This is a genomic window from Pseudomonas sp. p21 (genome assembly GCF_001642705.1).
Lineage (GTDB): Bacteria > Pseudomonadota > Gammaproteobacteria > Pseudomonadales > Pseudomonadaceae > Aquipseudomonas.
Genome location: NZ_LWBV01000007.1, coordinates 1 through 16,303, shown reverse-complemented (window position 1 = coordinate 16,303; position 16,303 = coordinate 1). Strand labels below are relative to the sequence as shown.

At 63.5% G+C, this 16,303-nt stretch carries 12 protein-coding genes and 1 riboswitch; of the genes, 5 read left to right on the top strand and 7 right to left on the bottom strand.

The genetic code is table 11. From position 1 onward, the window contains the following. Positions 1–206: 206 nt before the first annotated feature. Positions 207–1,013: an RHS repeat-associated core domain-containing protein gene (locus A4C63_RS25915; protein WP_082888373.1), complete on the top strand. Its 807-nt coding sequence runs from the start codon at positions 207–209 to the stop codon at positions 1,011–1,013. A 37-nt stretch (positions 1,014–1,050) separates the two neighbouring features. On the opposite strand, the gene A4C63_RS19320 is transcribed toward A4C63_RS25915, so the two are convergent. The 3 genes from A4C63_RS19320 to A4C63_RS19310 form a co-directional block, all read right to left on the bottom strand. Next, positions 1,051–2,061, bottom strand: coding sequence for an aldo/keto reductase (locus tag A4C63_RS19320; RefSeq protein ID WP_063914099.1), 1,011 nt, complete (start codon positions 2,059–2,061; stop codon positions 1,051–1,053). Positions 2,062–2,133: 72 nt separating this feature from the next. Beyond that, complete coding sequence (locus tag A4C63_RS19315; protein WP_063914098.1) at positions 2,134–3,654, bottom strand: FAD-dependent oxidoreductase; 1,521 nt, start codon at positions 3,652–3,654, stop codon at positions 2,134–2,136. Between the two features lie 197 nt (positions 3,655–3,851). Continuing rightward, positions 3,852–5,180, bottom strand: coding sequence for an MFS transporter (locus A4C63_RS19310; RefSeq protein ID WP_063914097.1), 1,329 nt, complete (start codon positions 5,178–5,180; stop codon positions 3,852–3,854). A 163-nt stretch (positions 5,181–5,343) separates the two neighbouring features. On the opposite strand from A4C63_RS19310, the gene A4C63_RS19305 reads away from it, so the two are divergent. Together A4C63_RS19305 and A4C63_RS19300 are read left to right on the top strand one after the other, a co-directional pair. After that, the gene (locus A4C63_RS19305) at positions 5,344–6,441 is read left to right on the top strand and encodes a sugar diacid recognition domain-containing protein (protein WP_063914096.1); all 1,098 of its coding nucleotides are present in this window, start codon (positions 5,344–5,346) and stop codon (positions 6,439–6,441) included. A gap of 218 nt (positions 6,442–6,659) precedes the next feature. After that, complete coding sequence (locus A4C63_RS19300) at positions 6,660–7,799, top strand: glycerate kinase (RefSeq protein ID WP_063914095.1); 1,140 nt, start codon at positions 6,660–6,662, stop codon at positions 7,797–7,799. Positions 7,800–7,861: 62 nt separating this feature from the next. Here the strand turns inward: A4C63_RS19300 and A4C63_RS27090 are convergent, their stop codons facing one another. From A4C63_RS27090 to A4C63_RS19285, 4 genes are all read right to left on the bottom strand, one after another. Continuing rightward, positions 7,862–8,560, bottom strand: coding sequence for an RHS repeat-associated core domain-containing protein (locus A4C63_RS27090; RefSeq protein ID WP_082888372.1), 699 nt, complete (start codon positions 8,558–8,560; stop codon positions 7,862–7,864). Between the two features lie 156 nt (positions 8,561–8,716). After that, complete coding sequence (locus A4C63_RS19295) at positions 8,717–9,667, bottom strand: site-specific integrase (RefSeq protein ID WP_063914094.1); 951 nt, start codon at positions 9,665–9,667, stop codon at positions 8,717–8,719. Positions 9,668–9,761: 94 nt separating this feature from the next. Continuing rightward, the gene (locus A4C63_RS19290; protein WP_063914093.1) at positions 9,762–10,745 is read right to left on the bottom strand and encodes an SCO family protein; all 984 of its coding nucleotides are present in this window, start codon (positions 10,743–10,745) and stop codon (positions 9,762–9,764) included. A 273-nt stretch (positions 10,746–11,018) separates the two neighbouring features. After that, a complete protein-coding gene (locus A4C63_RS19285; protein ID WP_063914092.1) occupies positions 11,019–14,405 on the bottom strand; it encodes an Ig-like domain-containing protein in 3,387 nt (1,128 codons plus the stop codon). 250 nt (positions 14,406–14,655) lie between these two features. Then, a riboswitch (TPP riboswitch) is annotated at positions 14,656–14,771 on the top strand. Between the two features lie 78 nt (positions 14,772–14,849). Between A4C63_RS19285 and A4C63_RS19280 the strand changes: the two genes are divergently transcribed. Then, positions 14,850–15,497 carry a TenA family protein gene (locus tag A4C63_RS19280; RefSeq protein ID WP_063914091.1) on the top strand — a complete coding sequence of 216 codons (648 nt, stop codon included), beginning with the start codon at positions 14,850–14,852 and terminating at the stop codon, positions 15,495–15,497. Further along, a complete protein-coding gene (tenA, locus tag A4C63_RS19275; protein ID WP_063914090.1) occupies positions 15,494–16,156 on the top strand; it encodes a thiaminase II in 663 nt (220 codons plus the stop codon). The genes A4C63_RS19280 and tenA overlap by 4 nt, the downstream gene beginning before the upstream one ends. The last annotated feature ends 147 nt before the right edge of the window (positions 16,157–16,303 follow it).

The following is a 16,303-nucleotide window of genomic DNA, read 5'->3' as shown; positions in this document are numbered from 1 at the left end:
AGGCCGGCAGTAGTACTCGGCCCTCAGCTGGCGAGGGGGGCGGGAGCCCGGCGCAAGGCTCCCCAATCGACAAGCACGGGCGAAACCTGAAGTGAACTGGCAGTTTTGACAGTTACCGGGCACTCCAGCCTTCGCTACCATGAAACAACCAAGTATGAAACAACCAAGTCGTTAAGTTGTGTATATTTCTTTGTGAGGGCAGGATCATGAAACAACCGGCCAAGGTTACGATGCCGCTTTATGAAGGCCTTGCCCATGATTCAAACAGCACCACCACGGCGCGTGCTTATACTGTTTATGGTCATTCAGGTAACGGAAGCCCAACTATATTAGTTGGGTTCAATGGCCAGGCGCTTGATCCACTGCTTCAAGGCTATTTCTTAGGTAACGGTGTTCGTCTTTACTGTTGTTCTCTCATGCGCTTCACGACCCCGGACAGCCTCAGCCCATTTGATGAAGGTGGGTGGAATAGTTATGGATATTGCTCGGGTGACCCTATAAACCGTGTCGATCCTAGCGGTCATTCATATATCAAGGTTATAGCCTACCGACGTAATCCGAATCCCCGTGTTGGTCCCAGGCGGCTGCCTCGCCACATGGCAGTAATGTCTGTTGATGACCCCAATTTGCGGGCAACTACCTCGTTGGTTGAGTCACGCGCCATTTCGACCAATCGCGTCCAGTCGAAAGCTACGGTGCGACCTGCTGAAAAAACCTGGGGCGGCGACTCAGATCAAAAGAACTGGGATACTTTTTCTACAACGCTTGGAATTAAGGGAATGACGCCAGAAAAGAGAGCGAAGGTTGTTCACGAGTTTGTACGGCATCAGCTTGTAAAAGAGACCGGGCGCGAGGGGGCAGAGGTCAAACAGAAGATGGCACTGAGCATGCTCTGGCAGTTGGGGCACGGTGCCGATGTAACCACAGGATGGGGGAAAAGTGTCGCAGCTGATATTCTGGCGCGCAACAATGAAGCTGTGAGAGCGTTTGTAAGTAAACTGAGTCAACGATGATTGCACCGACACTCGCTCTCCAGCCCCAAGCAGCAGGTCAAGGCCGTGCAAGCCTCCCGCTCACATAATGAGCCACATCATTGAACCCCGGCGTCGACGCATGCCCCGGCGTCACCAATGAATCGATGAATGCCTCATCCTCTGCCGTGATCTTCACCGCCAGCGCACCGCCATAGGTATCCCACTGTTCTTCCGTACGCGGCCCGACAATCGCCGAACTGACCAGCTGGTTGTTCAGCACCCAGGCGATAGCGAACTCGACGATACCCACGCCCTTGGCTTCAACATAGGCCTGGATCTGCCGGGCGGTGGCCAGCGACTCCTGGCGCCATTCCACCTCCATGATGCGTTTGTCCTGGCGCCCGGCACGGCTACCGGCATCTGGCACTGCGCCTGGCGCATACTTGCCACTGAGCACGCCCCGCGCGAGCGGGCTGTATGGCACTACACCAAGGCCGTGGGCAGCCGCAGCGGTGAGTTGCTCCGGTTCGGCCTGGCGGTTGACGATGTTGTACAGCGGTTGGCTCACCACCGGCCTCGGCACGCCCAGGCGCTCGGCAATGTGGCAGGCCTCGGCGATGCGCCAGCCACGGAAGTTGGACACGCCCCAGTAACGGATCTTGCCCTGGCGCAGCAGGTCGCCGATGGCCTGCACGCTCTCCTCCAGCGGTACCTTGTGGTCTTCGCGGTGCAGGTAGTAGATGTCCAGGTAGTCCATGTCCATGCGCGTCAGCGTGGCATCGAGGGCGTTGAAGATGTGTTTGCGCGACAGCCCGCTGCGGTTGGGCAGGCCATCGGCCGGGCCGAAGCCGACCTTGCTGGCCACGATCCAGTCCTGGCGATGGCGGGCCACCGCTTCGCCGACGATTTCCTCCGCGCGCCCGGCGTTGTACACGTCAGCAGTGTCGATGAAGTTGATGCCCTGGTCCCAGGCCTTGTCGATGATGCGCAGGGCGTCCTCGGTGCTGGTCTGCTCGCCGAACATCATGCTGCCCAGGGTAAGGGCGGAAACCTGCAGGCCACTGTGGCCGAGGGGGCGGTAGATCATGCGCGTGGGTCCTTTAACAGATCGGCTGATCTACCTGTTTTACACACAACCGCGGCGCAATGAAAGGTGGCCTCAACCGATCAGCGCCAAGGCCTCTTGCAGGCTCAACGGGCGTTTCAGGCGTTGCGACAGTGTCGCCATGGCATCGGAATAGCCCTTGGCGATGATCGCCTCGACCCGCTCATCCACGCATTGCAAGGCGATGAAGTCGCCTTTTTCCGGCTCGCCGACGAACTCGATACGGTTCCAGTCCCGTGCGTGCCCAAGTACTTCGTAGGTGCGGCCGTGCTGGTAGGTCCAGAAGAACGGCACATCGGCGTAGCGGCGCTGCTCGCCGAGCATGTTGGCGGCGGCGATCACCCCGTGTTGCTGGGCCAGGCGCCAGTGTTCGATACGCACCGGGCGCCCGCTGAGCGGGAAGGTGGCGATATCCCCCGCGGCCCATAGGCCATCTGCCGCGCGCATTTCGGCATCGACTTGCACCGACTTGTCTTCGGTCAGCAGCACGCCCTGGATGAAAGCGGTCGCCGGTTCTACCCCGGTGCCCAACAGCACCAATGGTGTCTGTAGCCGCTCACCGTTGGCCAGCAGCACGGCTTCGACCTTGCCCTGGCCCTCGATCCGTTCGACCTCGGTGGGCCCGTGGAAGGTGACCCCCTTGCGTTCGTGCAGCTCGCGGATGCTACGGCCGATGCGCTCGCCCAACTGCCGTGCCAGGGGGACTTCGTGGCGAGTGACCAGGTGCACCTGCACGCCGTACTTGCGCAAGGCCGAGGCGGCTTCGAGGCCGATGAACCCGTCGCCGACGATCACTACCGGCTGGCCGGGCTCGGCAGCGTCAAGCAGGTGCGCGGCATCCTCCCGTGAACGCAGGGTAAATACCCCGGGCAGATCGACGCCCGGGATATCGGGCCGCAGTGCTTTGCCGCCGGTGGCCAGCAGGCAGGCGTCATAGTCGATCTGCTGGCCGTCGGCCAGAGTGACCTGGCGCTTCTGAGCGTTCAGGGTGCGCACCTTGCCATGCTTGCGCTCCAGTTGGCCCTTGCGCAGGGCGTCGGCATCGAGCAGGGCTGGCACTTCATCGGGAGGCATCTGCCCGGCGATCACGAACTTGCTGAGGGAAGTACGATCGTAGGCCGGCTGGCGCTCCTGATCGACCCAGACCAGGTGGCCGGCGAAGCCATGGTCCAGCAGGGTGGCGACTGCGGCACTGCCGGCGGCGCCGGCGCCGACCACCACGAAACAGCGGGCATCGCTGTGGCGGGGCGGCTCGGTTCTGGGCAGGGGTTGGTCGTCGACCCAGACCTCGTCGCCTTTGACCCAGGTTCTGTAGCGGCGCAGGTCGGCCAGCGCCGGCGGCTCGCAGACTGCGCCCTCGTCCACGGCGAACGCGGCCTTGTGCCAGGGGCAGATCAGCAGGCCGCCACAGACCACGCCCTCATTGAGTGGTGCGCCTTCGTGGGGGCAGTTGCCCTGGTAGGCGTGCACCTGGTCGCCCTGGCGGATGAGGATGATCTCCTCGCTGCCGGCCTGGACGCGCAGGGGGCGGTGTTCGTCGAGCTGGGCCAGGCGGGCCACGGCGTACTGGGTCATGGAGGTTCTCCAAAGGGGGCTTTGGAACCATTTGACGCCTGGGCTGGGGAGGGGATGCGTTGAGCTGACGACCGGTGGAGGGTGTGGATTGTGTGTGGCCTGGTCGGGCCTCTTCGCGGGTGAACCCGCTCCCACATGGATCCCACAATCTTCCAGTTGGTGGTGATCCTGTGGGAGCGGGTTTACCCGCGAATGCCTCAACTGGCCCGTGCAGTACTCAGCGCACCGGCCCGGGTGACCCGCAAGGCCACCAGGCTACCCAGCACGATCAACGCCGCCAGCGAATACAGCGCGGCATCGGTCGAGCCGGTCTGGTCCTTGATGAAGCCGACCAGATACGGGCTGAGGAAGCCGGCCATCTGGCCCACCGAGTTGATGATCGCAAGGCCGGCGACAGCTGCGCCGGCGCTGAGCAGCGCGGTGGGCATCGGCCAGAACATCGGCAGGCCGGTGAGGGCGCCCATGGTGGCGATCGACAGGCCGAGGATGGCGATGGCCGGGTTGCTGGCGAAGTTCACCGCGATCAGCAGGCCGATGGCGCCCATCAGCATCGGTACCACCAGGTGCCAGCGGCGCTCGTTGCGCAGGTCGGCCGAGCGCCCGCAGAGGATCATGAACACACCGGCCAGCAGGTACGGGATGGCGCTGAGCCAGCCGATCAGCAGCGGGTTGTCGAAGCCCATGTTCTTGATGATCGATGGCAGCCAGAAGTTGATCGCGTATACGCCGCTCTGGATGCAGAAGTAGACAAAGCCGAAGGTCCAGATCAACGGGTTGGTCAGCACGGCGAGCACGCTGTCACCGGTGGTATTCGGCTTGCTGGCGGCATCGGCGTCGAGGTCGGCGGCAATCAGCTGGCGTTCGGCCGGGCTCAGCCAGGCGGCTTTCTGGTAGCCGTCACTGAGCAGGAACACTGCCAGTACACCCAAGGCAACGGTCGGCAGGCCCTGGATCAGGAACATCCATTGCCAGCCGGCCAGGCCGTGCTGGCCGGCGGCGAAGTGCTGGAGGATCCAGCCGGAGAACGGCCCGCCGAGCAGGCCCGACACCGGGATCGCCGACATGAACAGGGCCATGATGCGGCCGCGGCGGGCCGCCGGGAACCAGCGCGAAAGGTACAGCACCACGCCCGGGAAGAAGCCGGCTTCGGCGGCGCCGGTCAGCAGGCGCAGGGCATAGAATTCGGTGGGTGTGGTGACGAACAGCAGGCAGGTGGAGAGGCTGCCCCAGGCGATCATCATCAACGCGATCCAGCGCCGCGGGCCGAAGCGGTTGAGCGCCAGGTTGCTCGGCAGGCCGCAGAGCACGTAGCCGATGAAGAAGATGCCGGCGCCAAGGCCGTACACCGTTTCGCTGAACTTCAGGGCGTCGAGCATCTGCAGCTTGGCAAAGCCGACGTTGACGCGGTCCAGGTAGTTGAACAGGTAGCAGATGAAAATGAACGGAATCAGCCGCAAGGTAATGCGCCGGTACAGCGCGTTGCGGGTGGTGTCCGTGCCTTGGTCAGGGGCGGGGCTGTATGCCATGATCGGGTTCTCTGTTGTTATGGTTGTCGCCGCGTCGCCTGTTCCGGCGCTCGCCCTGACGAGTCTCGGGGACAGCGGCGTGCCTGTCTTTGTGCTTTTGCACAGCACTTGCACCAGGCTGCTGTGCCCGAGCCCAAAACCCTGACACCCAAAGGACCGTTCAATGTTCGAACTCGACCATGACCTGGCACAGGATATCGTTGACCGGGCGATGGCCATTCTGCCATGCAACGTCAACGTCATGGACAGCCAGGGGTTGATCCTCGGCAGTGGCGAACCGGAGCGCATCAACACCCGTCACGAGGGCGCGCAGCTGGTACTGGCCAATGGCCGAATCGTCGAACTGGATACCGACGCGGCCAAATGCCTGAAGGGCGTGCAGCCCGGTGTGAACCTGCCGCTGATGCTTGATGGCCGATTGATGGGCGTACTTGGCCTGACCGGTGACCCGCAGCAAGTGCGCACCTATGGCGAGCTGGTGCGCATGACCGCCGAAATGCTGCTCGCCCAACGCCATTTGCAGGCCGACCAGCAATGGCGACGGCAGCGCTGTGACGACTTGCTGGCCCTGCTGCTGGGCGGTAGCGGCGATTCTCCCCGGTTACTCGACGAGGCCCGGCAACTGGGGCTGAAACCCCAGTTGCCACGGGTGCCGTGCCTGTTCGAGCTGGCCTCGGGGCCACCCGCCGAAACCCTGGCGGCATGGTTGATGAGCCGCTACCCGGACAGTTGGTGCGTCAGCCCAGCCCGCCAGTCGTTGTTGTGGTGTCGCCCGGCAGGTGTGGCACTGGACGAGCCTCGCCTGCTGGAGCGCCTGCAACGCCATGGCTGGGAAGTGGAGCGGCTGGCCCTGGGCAGTGCCGCGCAAAGCCTGGAACAACTGCGCCGCGGGTATCGCCGGGTGCGCGACCTGTTGGCCTATGGGCGCGAGGTGTTGCCCGGCGAGCGTCTGCTCAGCCTGCAGCGCTATCGGTTGCCGGCATTGCTGTGGCGGCATCGCAACGATGATGCGCTGGATGAATTGCTGGAGCCGTTGCAGCGTATACGCAGCAAGGACAGCAGTGGGCAGTTGCTCACCACCCTGCGCGCCTGGTGTGCCCATGACGGCCAGAGCCAGGCTTGTGCCGATGCCCTGGGCATTCACCGCAACAGCCTGCGCTACCGCCTGGAACGGATTGCCGAACTGGGCGAGGTCGACCCGCTGCGCATGGAAGGGATGCTTAGCTTGTACCTGGGGTTGCAACTGCTGCCTGTAGATTGACGCGAGACATGTAGGAGCAGCCTTGTGCTGCGAAGAGGCCGGTACAGGCAACAGATGTGCATGGTCAGTACGGGCCACTTCGCAGCACAAGGCTGCTCCTACAGAGGCAGCCGCGAAGGCATCTGCCCAAACAACCCGCCCAGCGTTTTGTGCATTTGACCGAGGCCACCTTGGCAGCCACCTGTCAGCATGCCGCTCATCAGGACAGGAGAAACCCCATGAAGATCGTCATTGCCCCCGACTCGTTCAAGGACAGCCTCGACGCTGCCGGTGTCGCCCGCGCCATCGCGGTAGGCCTGGGCGAAGCCTGGCCGGAGGCCGAGCTGGTCGAGTGCCCGATGGCCGACGGTGGCGAAGGCACCATGGATGCGATTCTCGCCGCCAGCCACGGCGAGCTGCGTCGTCAGGCCGTGCGCGGGCCACTGGGGCAAAGCGTCGAAGCCGGTTGGGGCTGGCTGGCGCAAAGCCGCACGGCGATCATCGAAATGGCCCAGGCCAGTGGCCTGCAGCTGGTGCCGACTGGCCTGCGCGATGCCTGCCGCAGCAGCACCTGGGGCACCGGCGAGCTGATTGCCGCCGCCCTGGCCGCCGGCGCGCAACGGGTGGTGCTGGCCATCGGCGGCAGCGCCACCAACGACGCTGGCAGCGGCATGTTGCGGGCGCTGGGCCTGCGCCTGCTGGACGCCGACGGGCAAGCACTGGAAGAGGGTGGCCTGGCCCTGGCCAAGCTGGCCCGCATCGATGCCAGCGACCTCGATCCGCGCCTGGCCGAGGTGCAGTTCGAAGTCGCGGCAGACGTCGACAACCCGCTGTGCGGCACCAACGGCGCATCGGCGATTTTCGGCCCGCAGAAGGGCGCCAACCCGCAGCAGGTGCAAGCGCTGGACCAGGCCCTGGGGCATTTTGCCGACCATTGTGCGCAGCTGCTGGGTGAGGATGTGCGGGACTACCCAGGCTGCGGCGCTGCCGGCGGCATGGGGTTCGCGGCCCGGGCATTCATGGGCGCGCAGTTCCGTCCCGGGGTGGAAGTGGTGGCTGAACTGGCCGGCCTGGATGCATTGGTGCAGGGCGCGGACCTGGTGGTGACCGGCGAAGGGCGCTTCGACGCCCAGACCTTGCGTGGCAAGACGCCGATGGGTGTGGCCAGGGTTGCCAAGCGCCATGGGGTGCCGGTGGTGGTACTGGCCGGGACCTTGGGTGAGGGCTACCAGCAGCTGTATGCCCATGGTATCGATGCCGCCTTTGCCCTGGCCAGCGGGCCGATGAGCCTGGAGCAGGCATGTACCGATGCCGCCGGGCTGCTGCGAGGACGGGCTTGTGATATCGGGCGGCTGTGGCGCTGCGCGAAGCAGATCTGAGCAGGTTGACCGGTGAACCTGTGTAAATTCCCACAGGGTATTGCCTGCTGGGGCGGCCGTACCTAAGTCTGTCGAATGGTCTGTGCCGCGTTTTGGGTATCTGGCGGGGTTTGAAAACGTGCATAGCCACTGGGCGCGGAGGGCAGGATCAGATCGGTCTGGTGAGTGCCTCCGCGTTGCTGAGCACCGAGTAGCCTGCTGAAAAGTTCATCGACGGTTTCCTTGCGATCTCCCCAAGGGGATTGCTCAGGTAGCGGCATCGGAGCCCGGCCCTGAGGTGACCTGTTCTGTTCTGTGGCTCTGGATGCACGAGGCGCGGGGTAAGGCGGTGCAATAGATGGGTAGACCACCTCATTGGTTGCTGGTTTTTGCACATAGAGCGTCAGATTGTCGCCGCTGCTGCCAGAGCCTGAAGATTTGGTAGGAATCTTGCCGAGAGACGTTTTGCGCTTGTACATATGCCCGTCCGGATCGGCGTGATTGACCGGATCGTTCCCACAGAAACAGTAGCAATTGATCCCTCCGGCCAAAAAGGGGCTCAAGCTGTCTGGTGAGTTGAAACTCATCAGGCTGGGGCTATAGGCCCGGTATCCATTGCCTAGCAAGTAGGTCTTTGACGCTGTCTCGAAGTGCTCACCATTGAACCCCAGCAATGGCTGGCCCGGCAGGGCTGTCTGATGATATCCGTAAGTTGAATAGGTGTGCTGCTTTGCACTCTCTGTAATAGCCGGCGCATGAAGTATGGAACTTTTGGAATCCATAGTGTGACCTTCGTTATATATTTGATTCAACAACGCATGTTGTGATGCCCAGTATCTTGAGCGGCGATAGTCACGACTACTATCAATAATGTTAGGTCCAGCGAACCAGGGCCTGCTTCGACCGGACTATCAGGCGGCTCTTGCCGTTCCTGGGTTTCAAGAGACAAGCTTTTGAGCCTGGCTGGCCGGTAGCACGGCCAGTTCACCAAAGCGCTGCGCCGCGTCGATGTAGCGTAACGCCGACTTGGCGTCTTTCCAGCCCACGTAGCTCATCAGCGACTTCAACTCCCAACCGTTGGCCGTGGCCCAGGTGGCGAAGCCACGGCGCAGCGAGTGACCGGTATACAGCGCCGCCGGTACCCCGGCGCGTTCCAGCATGCGCCGCAGCAGGCCGACCAGGCTGTTGCTGTTGAGCGCGGCGTCGCTGAGGTTGCCCCAGCGGTCGAGTTTGCGGAACACCGGCCCATGGGCGATGCCGGCGACTTCCAGCCATTGCAGGTAGGCCGTGACCGGGCACAAGGCCTTGAGGGCCGGGGTGCGGTGTTGTACGCCCAGGGCTTCGCGGTCGCCCTTGCTGCGCGGCAGGAACAGGGTGATGCCGACACCGGCCTCGGCCTGGATGTGCTCGACGCGCAGGCGTGCCAGTTCATCACCACGAAAGCCGCGCCAGAAGCCCAGCAACAACAGGGCAGCGTCGCGGCGCGCCCGGCGCAAGGCGGCCAGGTCATGGTGTTCCCGGGCCTGGCGGGCTTCTTCTTCAAAACATTCCACCGCGCTTTGCAGATGCTTCAGCAACAGCGGCGCGGCCTGCCTGGGTGGTGCCGGGTGCAGGGTGCGGATGCCGCGTAGTACCTGGCGCACCAGCGGCGCCTTGGTCGGGTCGGGGAAACCTTGGGCCACGTGCCATTGGCTGAGCGCGGCCAGGCGCTGGCGCAGGGTGCTGACTGCATGCTGGTCTGCGTGATCGGCCAGGTAGCGGGCAATGCTCTCGGCCGTGGCCGGGAGAAAGCCGCCCCAGTGGGTTTCGAAATGCTCGATGGCGGCCTGGTAGCTGCGCCGGGTGTTGTCACGGGTGGCGGCGCGGAGGTAGCGCTCGATGTCGGTCATGGTGCGGGTGTTGGTGGGCGATAGGCACACGATAAACCGAAATGGGTTGCCTGTCCCGGCTGTGGTTTTCAGTATGACTGATGGCGCGTTGCCTTTAAGGGTTTCCCTTAGCTGCCAGGGGCGTCTGCAGGCGCGCGGTTTCTTCCTCTATATAGCTCATCAGCGCGCTGACTTCGGCATCGCCCAGGCGCATGTTGGGCATGGCCAGGCGGTTGTATTGTTCGTACAGAAGCATGGCCAGGGGGTCTTTCTGTGCCAGCATCTGGTCGGGTTCCTTAAGCCAGCGGGTCAGCCAGTTGGCGTCACGCTGGCGGGTCACGCCCAGCAGGTCAGGACCGATGCCGGGTTGCCCTGGCTCGGCGTTGCCAAGGGTGTGGCAGGACGAACAGCGGGTACGGAAAAGCTGCTCGCCACTGCTGGGGGGGCGTATCTTGGGAGCCTGGGCGTAGTCATTGGCCATGGCACTGGCCTGTTTCCAGTTGTGCAGGCTGTTGCCCAGGCGGTCGGCGAGGATGTACGGGCTTTCGAAGGGCGAGGCCTTCATCCAGCGGCCGGTGGCCTGGTTGCCGATGATCAGGCTCAGGTTGTGGTCCTTGGAGCGGCCGTTTTCCAGGCCTTCGATGTACAGGCCGAGGCTACGGCGCAATTGCTCGATATCGGCCGGCTCACCGGTGAGCAGCGTCCAGCCAGGGCCGATGCCGAACTTTTCGGCATAGCGCTTGAGGGTGGCGGGGGTGTCGTTGTAGGGGTCGATGCTGATGGAATAGAGGAAGATGTCCTTGCCGACCCGATCACCGAGGATTTTCTGCACCTGGCGCAGCCGGGCGGTTTCCACTGGGCAGGAGTCGGAGCAGCCGGTAAAGATGAAGTTGATGGCGACCACCTTGTCCTTGATCAGGTCGTCGAAAAAATGCACTTTTTCCCCCTCCTGGGTGAGCAGGGGGATGTTGGGAAAGTAGTCGGCGCCCCAAGGGGTTGCCGCTTCCTCGGCCACGGGTTGTTGCGGTTGCAGCGGCCAGAACGGGATGCTGGCGGCGAACAGCGAGAGCACCAGCAGGAAACGCCATGAGCCGGACATGATGCGGTCCTCGTAACGGTATTGAGGCTGCCACGCAGCCCATCACCGGCAAGCCAGCCTCCACAGAACTGCACATCACTCATTGAGTTAGCAGGGGCCCTGTGGGAGCGGCTTTAGCCGCGAACACCGGCGCAGCCGGTGCCATGCACCGCGTTGGATTCTTCGCGGCTAAAGCCGCTCCCACAGGTAGTGCACAAGGCTTGGAGCCGATGCGGTCGAGGTGGGAGCTGGCTTGCCAGCGATGGGCCGCACAGCGCCCCCCCCGCTTTACCCTCATTTGTATCTGACTGGCGCGGTTACGCTCTGCCCCAGCGCCGATTTCACGGTCACCGTCGCCGGCGTGGCCGGGCCATAGCCGCTGGTGGTTGCCACCAACCGCCAGCTGGCACCGCTGCCCGTGGCGGTCATTGTGGCGGTGCCCAGGTTCACCGGGCCGCCGGTGGTAGCCACGGTCACAGTGATGCTGTTGCCCGTGGCCACCGAGGTAGTGCCTGCGACCTCCCAGGTGAAACGGTTGCCGCTGAGCACCTGCACCGTGGCAGTGGTGACCTGGATCTGGTCGATCGCCGCCGCGCCTACCGCGATGCTGACCGTGGCCGGTGTTACCGATTCGGCGCCCTTGGCGTCACGCGCCGAGTAGTTGAAGCTGGCGGTGAACGGCGTGGCAACCGTGGCCGGCGGGGTGTAGGTCACCGTGGTGCCATCGGTGCTGGTGGTGCCCTGGCCGGAGTCCGGTTGGCTGAGGCCGACGACCTTCAGCGGCAGGTTGCCTTCCGGGTCGGTGTCGTTGGCCAGTACATTCAGGGTGATCGGCTTGCCGGCCGTGGTTGCAGCGCTGTCGTTGGCCGCGACCGGCGGCTTGTTGGCCGGGTCTTCGCCATGGTCTTTGGTGCGGAAGGTCGGCAGACCAACCGAAGCCACGTACTCCACACCATCCCAGCCCGGCAACGGGGTCGGCATCACCTGGAACTGGCCTGGGTGTTCCAGGTCCCAACGTAGCAGCATCGATGAGTCCTCATGCTGGGTGTTGTGGCAATGTTCCATGTAGGTACCGGCAAACTCGCGGAAGCGGATGGCCATTTCCACTTCTTCCGACGAATCGACATCCGGCCCGATGCGGTACACGTCCTTGCGCGCCCATTTTTCCCATTCTGGCGGTGCCTTGCCGTCGCGGCTGAGGATTACACCTTCCTCGAAGTGCACATGCACCGGGTGGCTCCAGCCATTGCCGCCGTTGATGATCTTCCACACTTCCAGTGTGCCGTCGCCGCTGAAACCGCCGTCGGTGGACTGCTGGGCCAGCTGTGGCGCCGCACCGATACGCCGTGGGTCCATGCTGTAGCCAAAGCCGCCATCGGTCTTGATGGTCCAGGGCTGGGTATCGGTACCGTCGGAGCGACCGAAGATGAACTCGCGGTGGCGGGCCGCCTTGAGCTTGGCCTGGTCGGTGGCAGAGTTGCGGTCAATCGGCAGTGGTAGCATCTTCAGGCCTTCGGCCTTGCCCGGTTTGGCCGGCTCATAGTCTGCCGGGTTCATGCTCAGGTCCTGGCCACTGTAGGGCTGTACCACAAGCTGCAGGAACTTGCCGATCCCTGGGTCGCCGTTTTCCCAGCGCGGGCCGTTGGTGGTTTGCTTGATCACTGGCTTGTACTTTTCCGAGAGCACGTCGGCCAGCGAGATGGCGCCTTCCGGCCCCTTGCCGCTCAAGTGCTCTTCCAGGTTGACGAAGTACAGCTTGTCGCCGACCTTGATGCCGTTCTTGGCGAAGTTGATGATGATGTCGTAACGCTCGGCGATACCTTGCAGTGGCAGGATGCCGTTGTTGTCCTGCAGGTTGCCGTCACCGTTGAGGTCCAGGGTGCCGTCGAACGGCACGGTGTGTTCCATGATGTTGCCGTCGTTGGCGATCATGTGGAACGGCACCCGCGCATACGATACGTTGGAGCCGGTCGGGCCTTTGAATTCGCCACTGGTACCGGCAATTTCCCGCACCACGGCGAACTTGAAGTAGCGCGACACCGAGCCGTTGAGGATACGGAAGCGGTAGCTGCGTGCCCGTACCTTGAGCACGGGCCGGTACTGCCAGTTGACCAGGATCTGGTCGCCGAGGAAACCATCGGTGTTGAACGGGTTGAACCACAGCTGGCCGTTGGCATCCCAGGCCTTGTCGGCGAACACCAGGTTGACGTCATAGTCGCGGTTACCCCACGGCATGCCCGAACCACTGGGGAAGCGCAGGTTCACGCCATCCTGCAGCGCCTCGTTGCCACGGTCCAGGGCGCTGTAGTAGTTCATCATGGTGGCGTTGCCTTTGTAGACGTTCTGCGCCGTGAAATCCAGCATGTGGTCGTGGAACCAGTGGGTGCTCATGGTTTCGCGCCAGTCACCACGAATCTTGATGCTGCCGTTCTGGCAGGTTTTCAGGCCTGGCGAGGCGTCATTGACGAACAGGGTTTCACCCGGCGAGCAGGGGAACGCTGCACGCGGGTCCTGGGCCCGGGTGTTGATGGTGTCGTAACCGGCCAGTTGCAGCGGCCAGCGGTAGTCGTAGTACTGCCCAGGGAAGAAGTAGGCGTTGGCAAAGCCGTCACTCTCGGCCGGTGAGTGGCCGTTGTGCTCGTGGGTCGAAAGGGTGTGCAGGCCAAAGCCGGCGTTGGCCGAAGGGTCGATCGGCAAGGCGTTGTAGTGGCGCATCAGGATCGGCTGGCCATAGCGCACCATCAGCAACTTGGGCGGGAAGGTGCCGTCGAAGGTCCATAGCGACTTGTGGTTTTGCAGTGGCATTTTCGGGTGGAAGCGGGTGTCGATACCCTTGGTGGTGCCCAGCGTGGTCGGGATGTCGGAGGTCTGGTAGTACAGGCCGCCCGGGGCGAACTCGCCAACCGCATAGTTGTGCAGTTGCCTGCGGTCACGCAGGCCGAGGTTGATGCGCGCACCGGCCTGGGCGGTCTTGAACCCCGCCTGTGGGGTGAACTCGTTCCAGCGCTGGTGCGACCAGCCTTTTCCTGGTGGCCGGCCCTCCGCCGGCGATCCGACCGGCTTGCGGTTGAGGAACATCTCGATCTGCGCCTTCCACGGGTTGCGGTCGAGCACGTTGGAATACTGGGTCGGGAACGGGTACAGGCCCGGCTGTTTGAGGAAGGCTTCCAGGGCCGTGCCGCTGGGGCCGCTGCGAGCTACCACGTTAGGGTCCTGCGCCGGTGCTGCGCCCAAGGTGGGCACGGGGAAGGTCAGGGGGGGCGGCGGCAGCGTGGGGTCGAGCTTTTCCGTGCCGAATTCCTCGAACAGCAGCAACTGCTGGGTAAACGGCAGTGCCCCGAACAGCGGGCTGGGCTTGCCGTTGGTGGGGTATTTGTTTCCGGTTTGCAGGGCCGGCGGCAGCACGTTGTTGGCGCGTACCGTGTCGCGGTCACCGAACACGCCATTGGTCAGCTCCAGCGCACCTTGGTTGGTCGGCGGCATGTTGTAGAGGTCCAGCAAGGCCTGGGTCGGGTCGGCCGGCTGGTCGGTGTAGGCCGACGGGTCGGTCGGCGGCGGCATGCTGTTGTCGTCGAGGGGGGCAGCCATGACCGTGACCAGCCCTAAGCTGAGCATCAGCGCAGTGACAGAGGACAGCTGGAACGCATGCCTGGCAGGGTGGATCACGGCAGTTGTCTTCATTGCCTTATGCCTCGCTCGCGGCTTTATGGCTTGTGGCCATCAATGGCGTTTTGCCCGTTTATGGGGTTAGAGCAACGGCTGTGCCAACCTGGATCCGAGGAATATCTTGTTAAACAAACCCTTGTGGCGCCTGATGCGCGCTGAATGCCATGGTGTCAAAAATGGGTGAAAGGCCCCACTAGTGGGGCCCCATTGCCCACGGATTGGGTAGTCTGGGTAGTGACAGCAGCGGCGCCCTGGGGTATACCTGAGCGCCACCAAGGGGAGCCCGGCAACGGGCTGAGAAACCGCTGGATGCTGTAGCGCGGTGACCCTTCGAACCTGATCCGGATCATGCCGGCGAAGGGATTGGGGCTTGAAACCTGCCTTTTTGCCGGCCTCACTGCGAGGCCCGTCCATGCCAACCACCGCGGTCTCGCTGTCACCCCCATCAAGGACAGCAACATGACCGAACGTTTCAGCCAGACCCTGCGCCGCCACAGCGAGCCAACCTGGTCGGCGGCCGTTGGCCACCGCTTCGTGACCCAGTTGTGCGACGGCAGCCTGCCGGACCCGATCATGGTCGACTACCTGGTTCAGGACCACCGCTTCCTCGACAGCTTCCTGACCCTGCTGGGCGCGGCCATTGCCACCGCCGACACCTTCGAGGCGCGCCTGCGCTTCGGCCGCTTTGCCGGGATGATCTCCAGTGACGAGAACACCTACTTCCTGCGCGCCTTCGAGGCCTTGGGGGTAAGCTCGGCACAACGTAGTGAACCGACCGACACCGTGCCAACCGCGGGCTTCAAGGCGATTATGCGCGAAGCGGCAGCCACCCGGTCCTATGCGGCTGCGCTGGCGGTACTCAATGTCGCCGAAGGCCTGTACCTGGACTGGGCGCTGAAGGCACCAAAACCGATGCCGGACAATTTCGTCCACGCCGAATGGATCACCCTGCACGACAACACTGCATTCCAGGACTTCGTTGCCTTCCTGCAAGCCGAACTCGACCGCGTCGGCCCCCAGGAGGCCGTGCTGGCGGCTGACTTCTACCAGCGCACCGTGGCGCTGGAGTTGGCCTTCTTCGATGCCGTCTACCCGGAGGACAAATGAGCATGGATATCTTCGACCGCCTCAAGGCCGCCGCCACGCCGCAGTGGAACAGTTATGTCGACCACGACTTCGTGCGCCAGATGGGCGAGGGTACGCTGAGCGAAGCCGCCTTCCGCACCTACCTGGTACAGGATTACCTGTTTCTCATCCAGTTCGCCCGCGCCTGGGCGCTGGCTGCCTACAAGAGCCGTCGTCCGGCCGACATCCGCGCTGCGCAGGCCGGGCTGGCGGCGATTCTGGACGAAACCGAACTGCACTTGCGCCTTTGTGCACGCTGGGGCCTGACCCAGGCCGATATCGAGGCGGCACCAGAACACCAGGCCACGGTTGCCTATACCCGCTACGTGCTGGACTGCGGCGCTGCGGGTGACCTGCTGGAGCTGCATGTGGCGCTGGCGCCTTGCGTGATCGGCTATGCCGAGATCGGCCGAACGCTGTCCGAGCGCATTGGCGATTTGAGCAGTCACCCGTACCGTGAATGGATCGCTGAGTACGCCGGCGAGGGCTACCAGGGTGTCGCCACCGCGGCGCGCAAGCATCTGGACGAGCTGGCAGCGCGGAGCATGACCGAGCAACGGTTTGCCGAACTGGTGGGGATTTTCGGCCAGGCGTCCAGCCTGGAGGCGGACTTCTGGCAGATGGGGTTGGACGGAGCCTGATTTGCTGCCTGCCCCGGCCCTATCGCCGGCAAGCCAGCTTGAGTCTTCAAGGCCCATTAAACTCAAAAGGGTGAGAGCAGTGGATGGCAGACTGATAGCCAGCGGTGCCTAAAGCACGAGTGGGAGCCTAGTCACCATCCACCTCTC

What these genes read in the sequence shown, in the direction of transcription:
- A4C63_RS19305 (WP_063914096.1), top strand. Translation starts at nt 5,344, where the DNA reads ATGTTCGAACTCGACCATGACCTGGCACAGGATATCGTTGACCGGGCG.
- A4C63_RS25915 (WP_082888373.1), top strand. Translation starts at nt 207, where the DNA reads ATGAAACAACCGGCCAAGGTTACGATGCCGCTTTATGAAGGCCTTGCC.
- A4C63_RS19310 (WP_063914097.1), bottom strand. Translation starts at nt 5,180, where the DNA reads ATGGCATACAGCCCCGCCCCTGACCAAGGCACGGACACCACCCGCAAC.
- A4C63_RS19285 (WP_063914092.1), bottom strand. Translation starts at nt 14,405, where the DNA reads ATGAAGACAACTGCCGTGATCCACCCTGCCAGGCATGCGTTCCAGCTG.
- A4C63_RS19280 (WP_063914091.1), top strand. Translation starts at nt 14,850, where the DNA reads ATGACCGAACGTTTCAGCCAGACCCTGCGCCGCCACAGCGAGCCAACC.
- A4C63_RS19320 (WP_063914099.1), bottom strand. Translation starts at nt 2,061, where the DNA reads ATGATCTACCGCCCCCTCGGCCACAGTGGCCTGCAGGTTTCCGCCCTT.
- A4C63_RS19290 (WP_063914093.1), bottom strand. Translation starts at nt 10,745, where the DNA reads ATGTCCGGCTCATGGCGTTTCCTGCTGGTGCTCTCGCTGTTCGCCGCC.
- A4C63_RS27090 (WP_082888372.1), bottom strand. Translation starts at nt 8,560, where the DNA reads ATGGATTCCAAAAGTTCCATACTTCATGCGCCGGCTATTACAGAGAGT.
- A4C63_RS19295 (WP_063914094.1), bottom strand. Translation starts at nt 9,667, where the DNA reads ATGACCGACATCGAGCGCTACCTCCGCGCCGCCACCCGTGACAACACC.
- A4C63_RS19300 (WP_063914095.1), top strand. Translation starts at nt 6,660, where the DNA reads ATGAAGATCGTCATTGCCCCCGACTCGTTCAAGGACAGCCTCGACGCT.
- A4C63_RS19315 (WP_063914098.1), bottom strand. Translation starts at nt 3,654, where the DNA reads ATGACCCAGTACGCCGTGGCCCGCCTGGCCCAGCTCGACGAACACCGC.
- tenA (WP_063914090.1), top strand. Translation starts at nt 15,494, where the DNA reads ATGAGCATGGATATCTTCGACCGCCTCAAGGCCGCCGCCACGCCGCAG.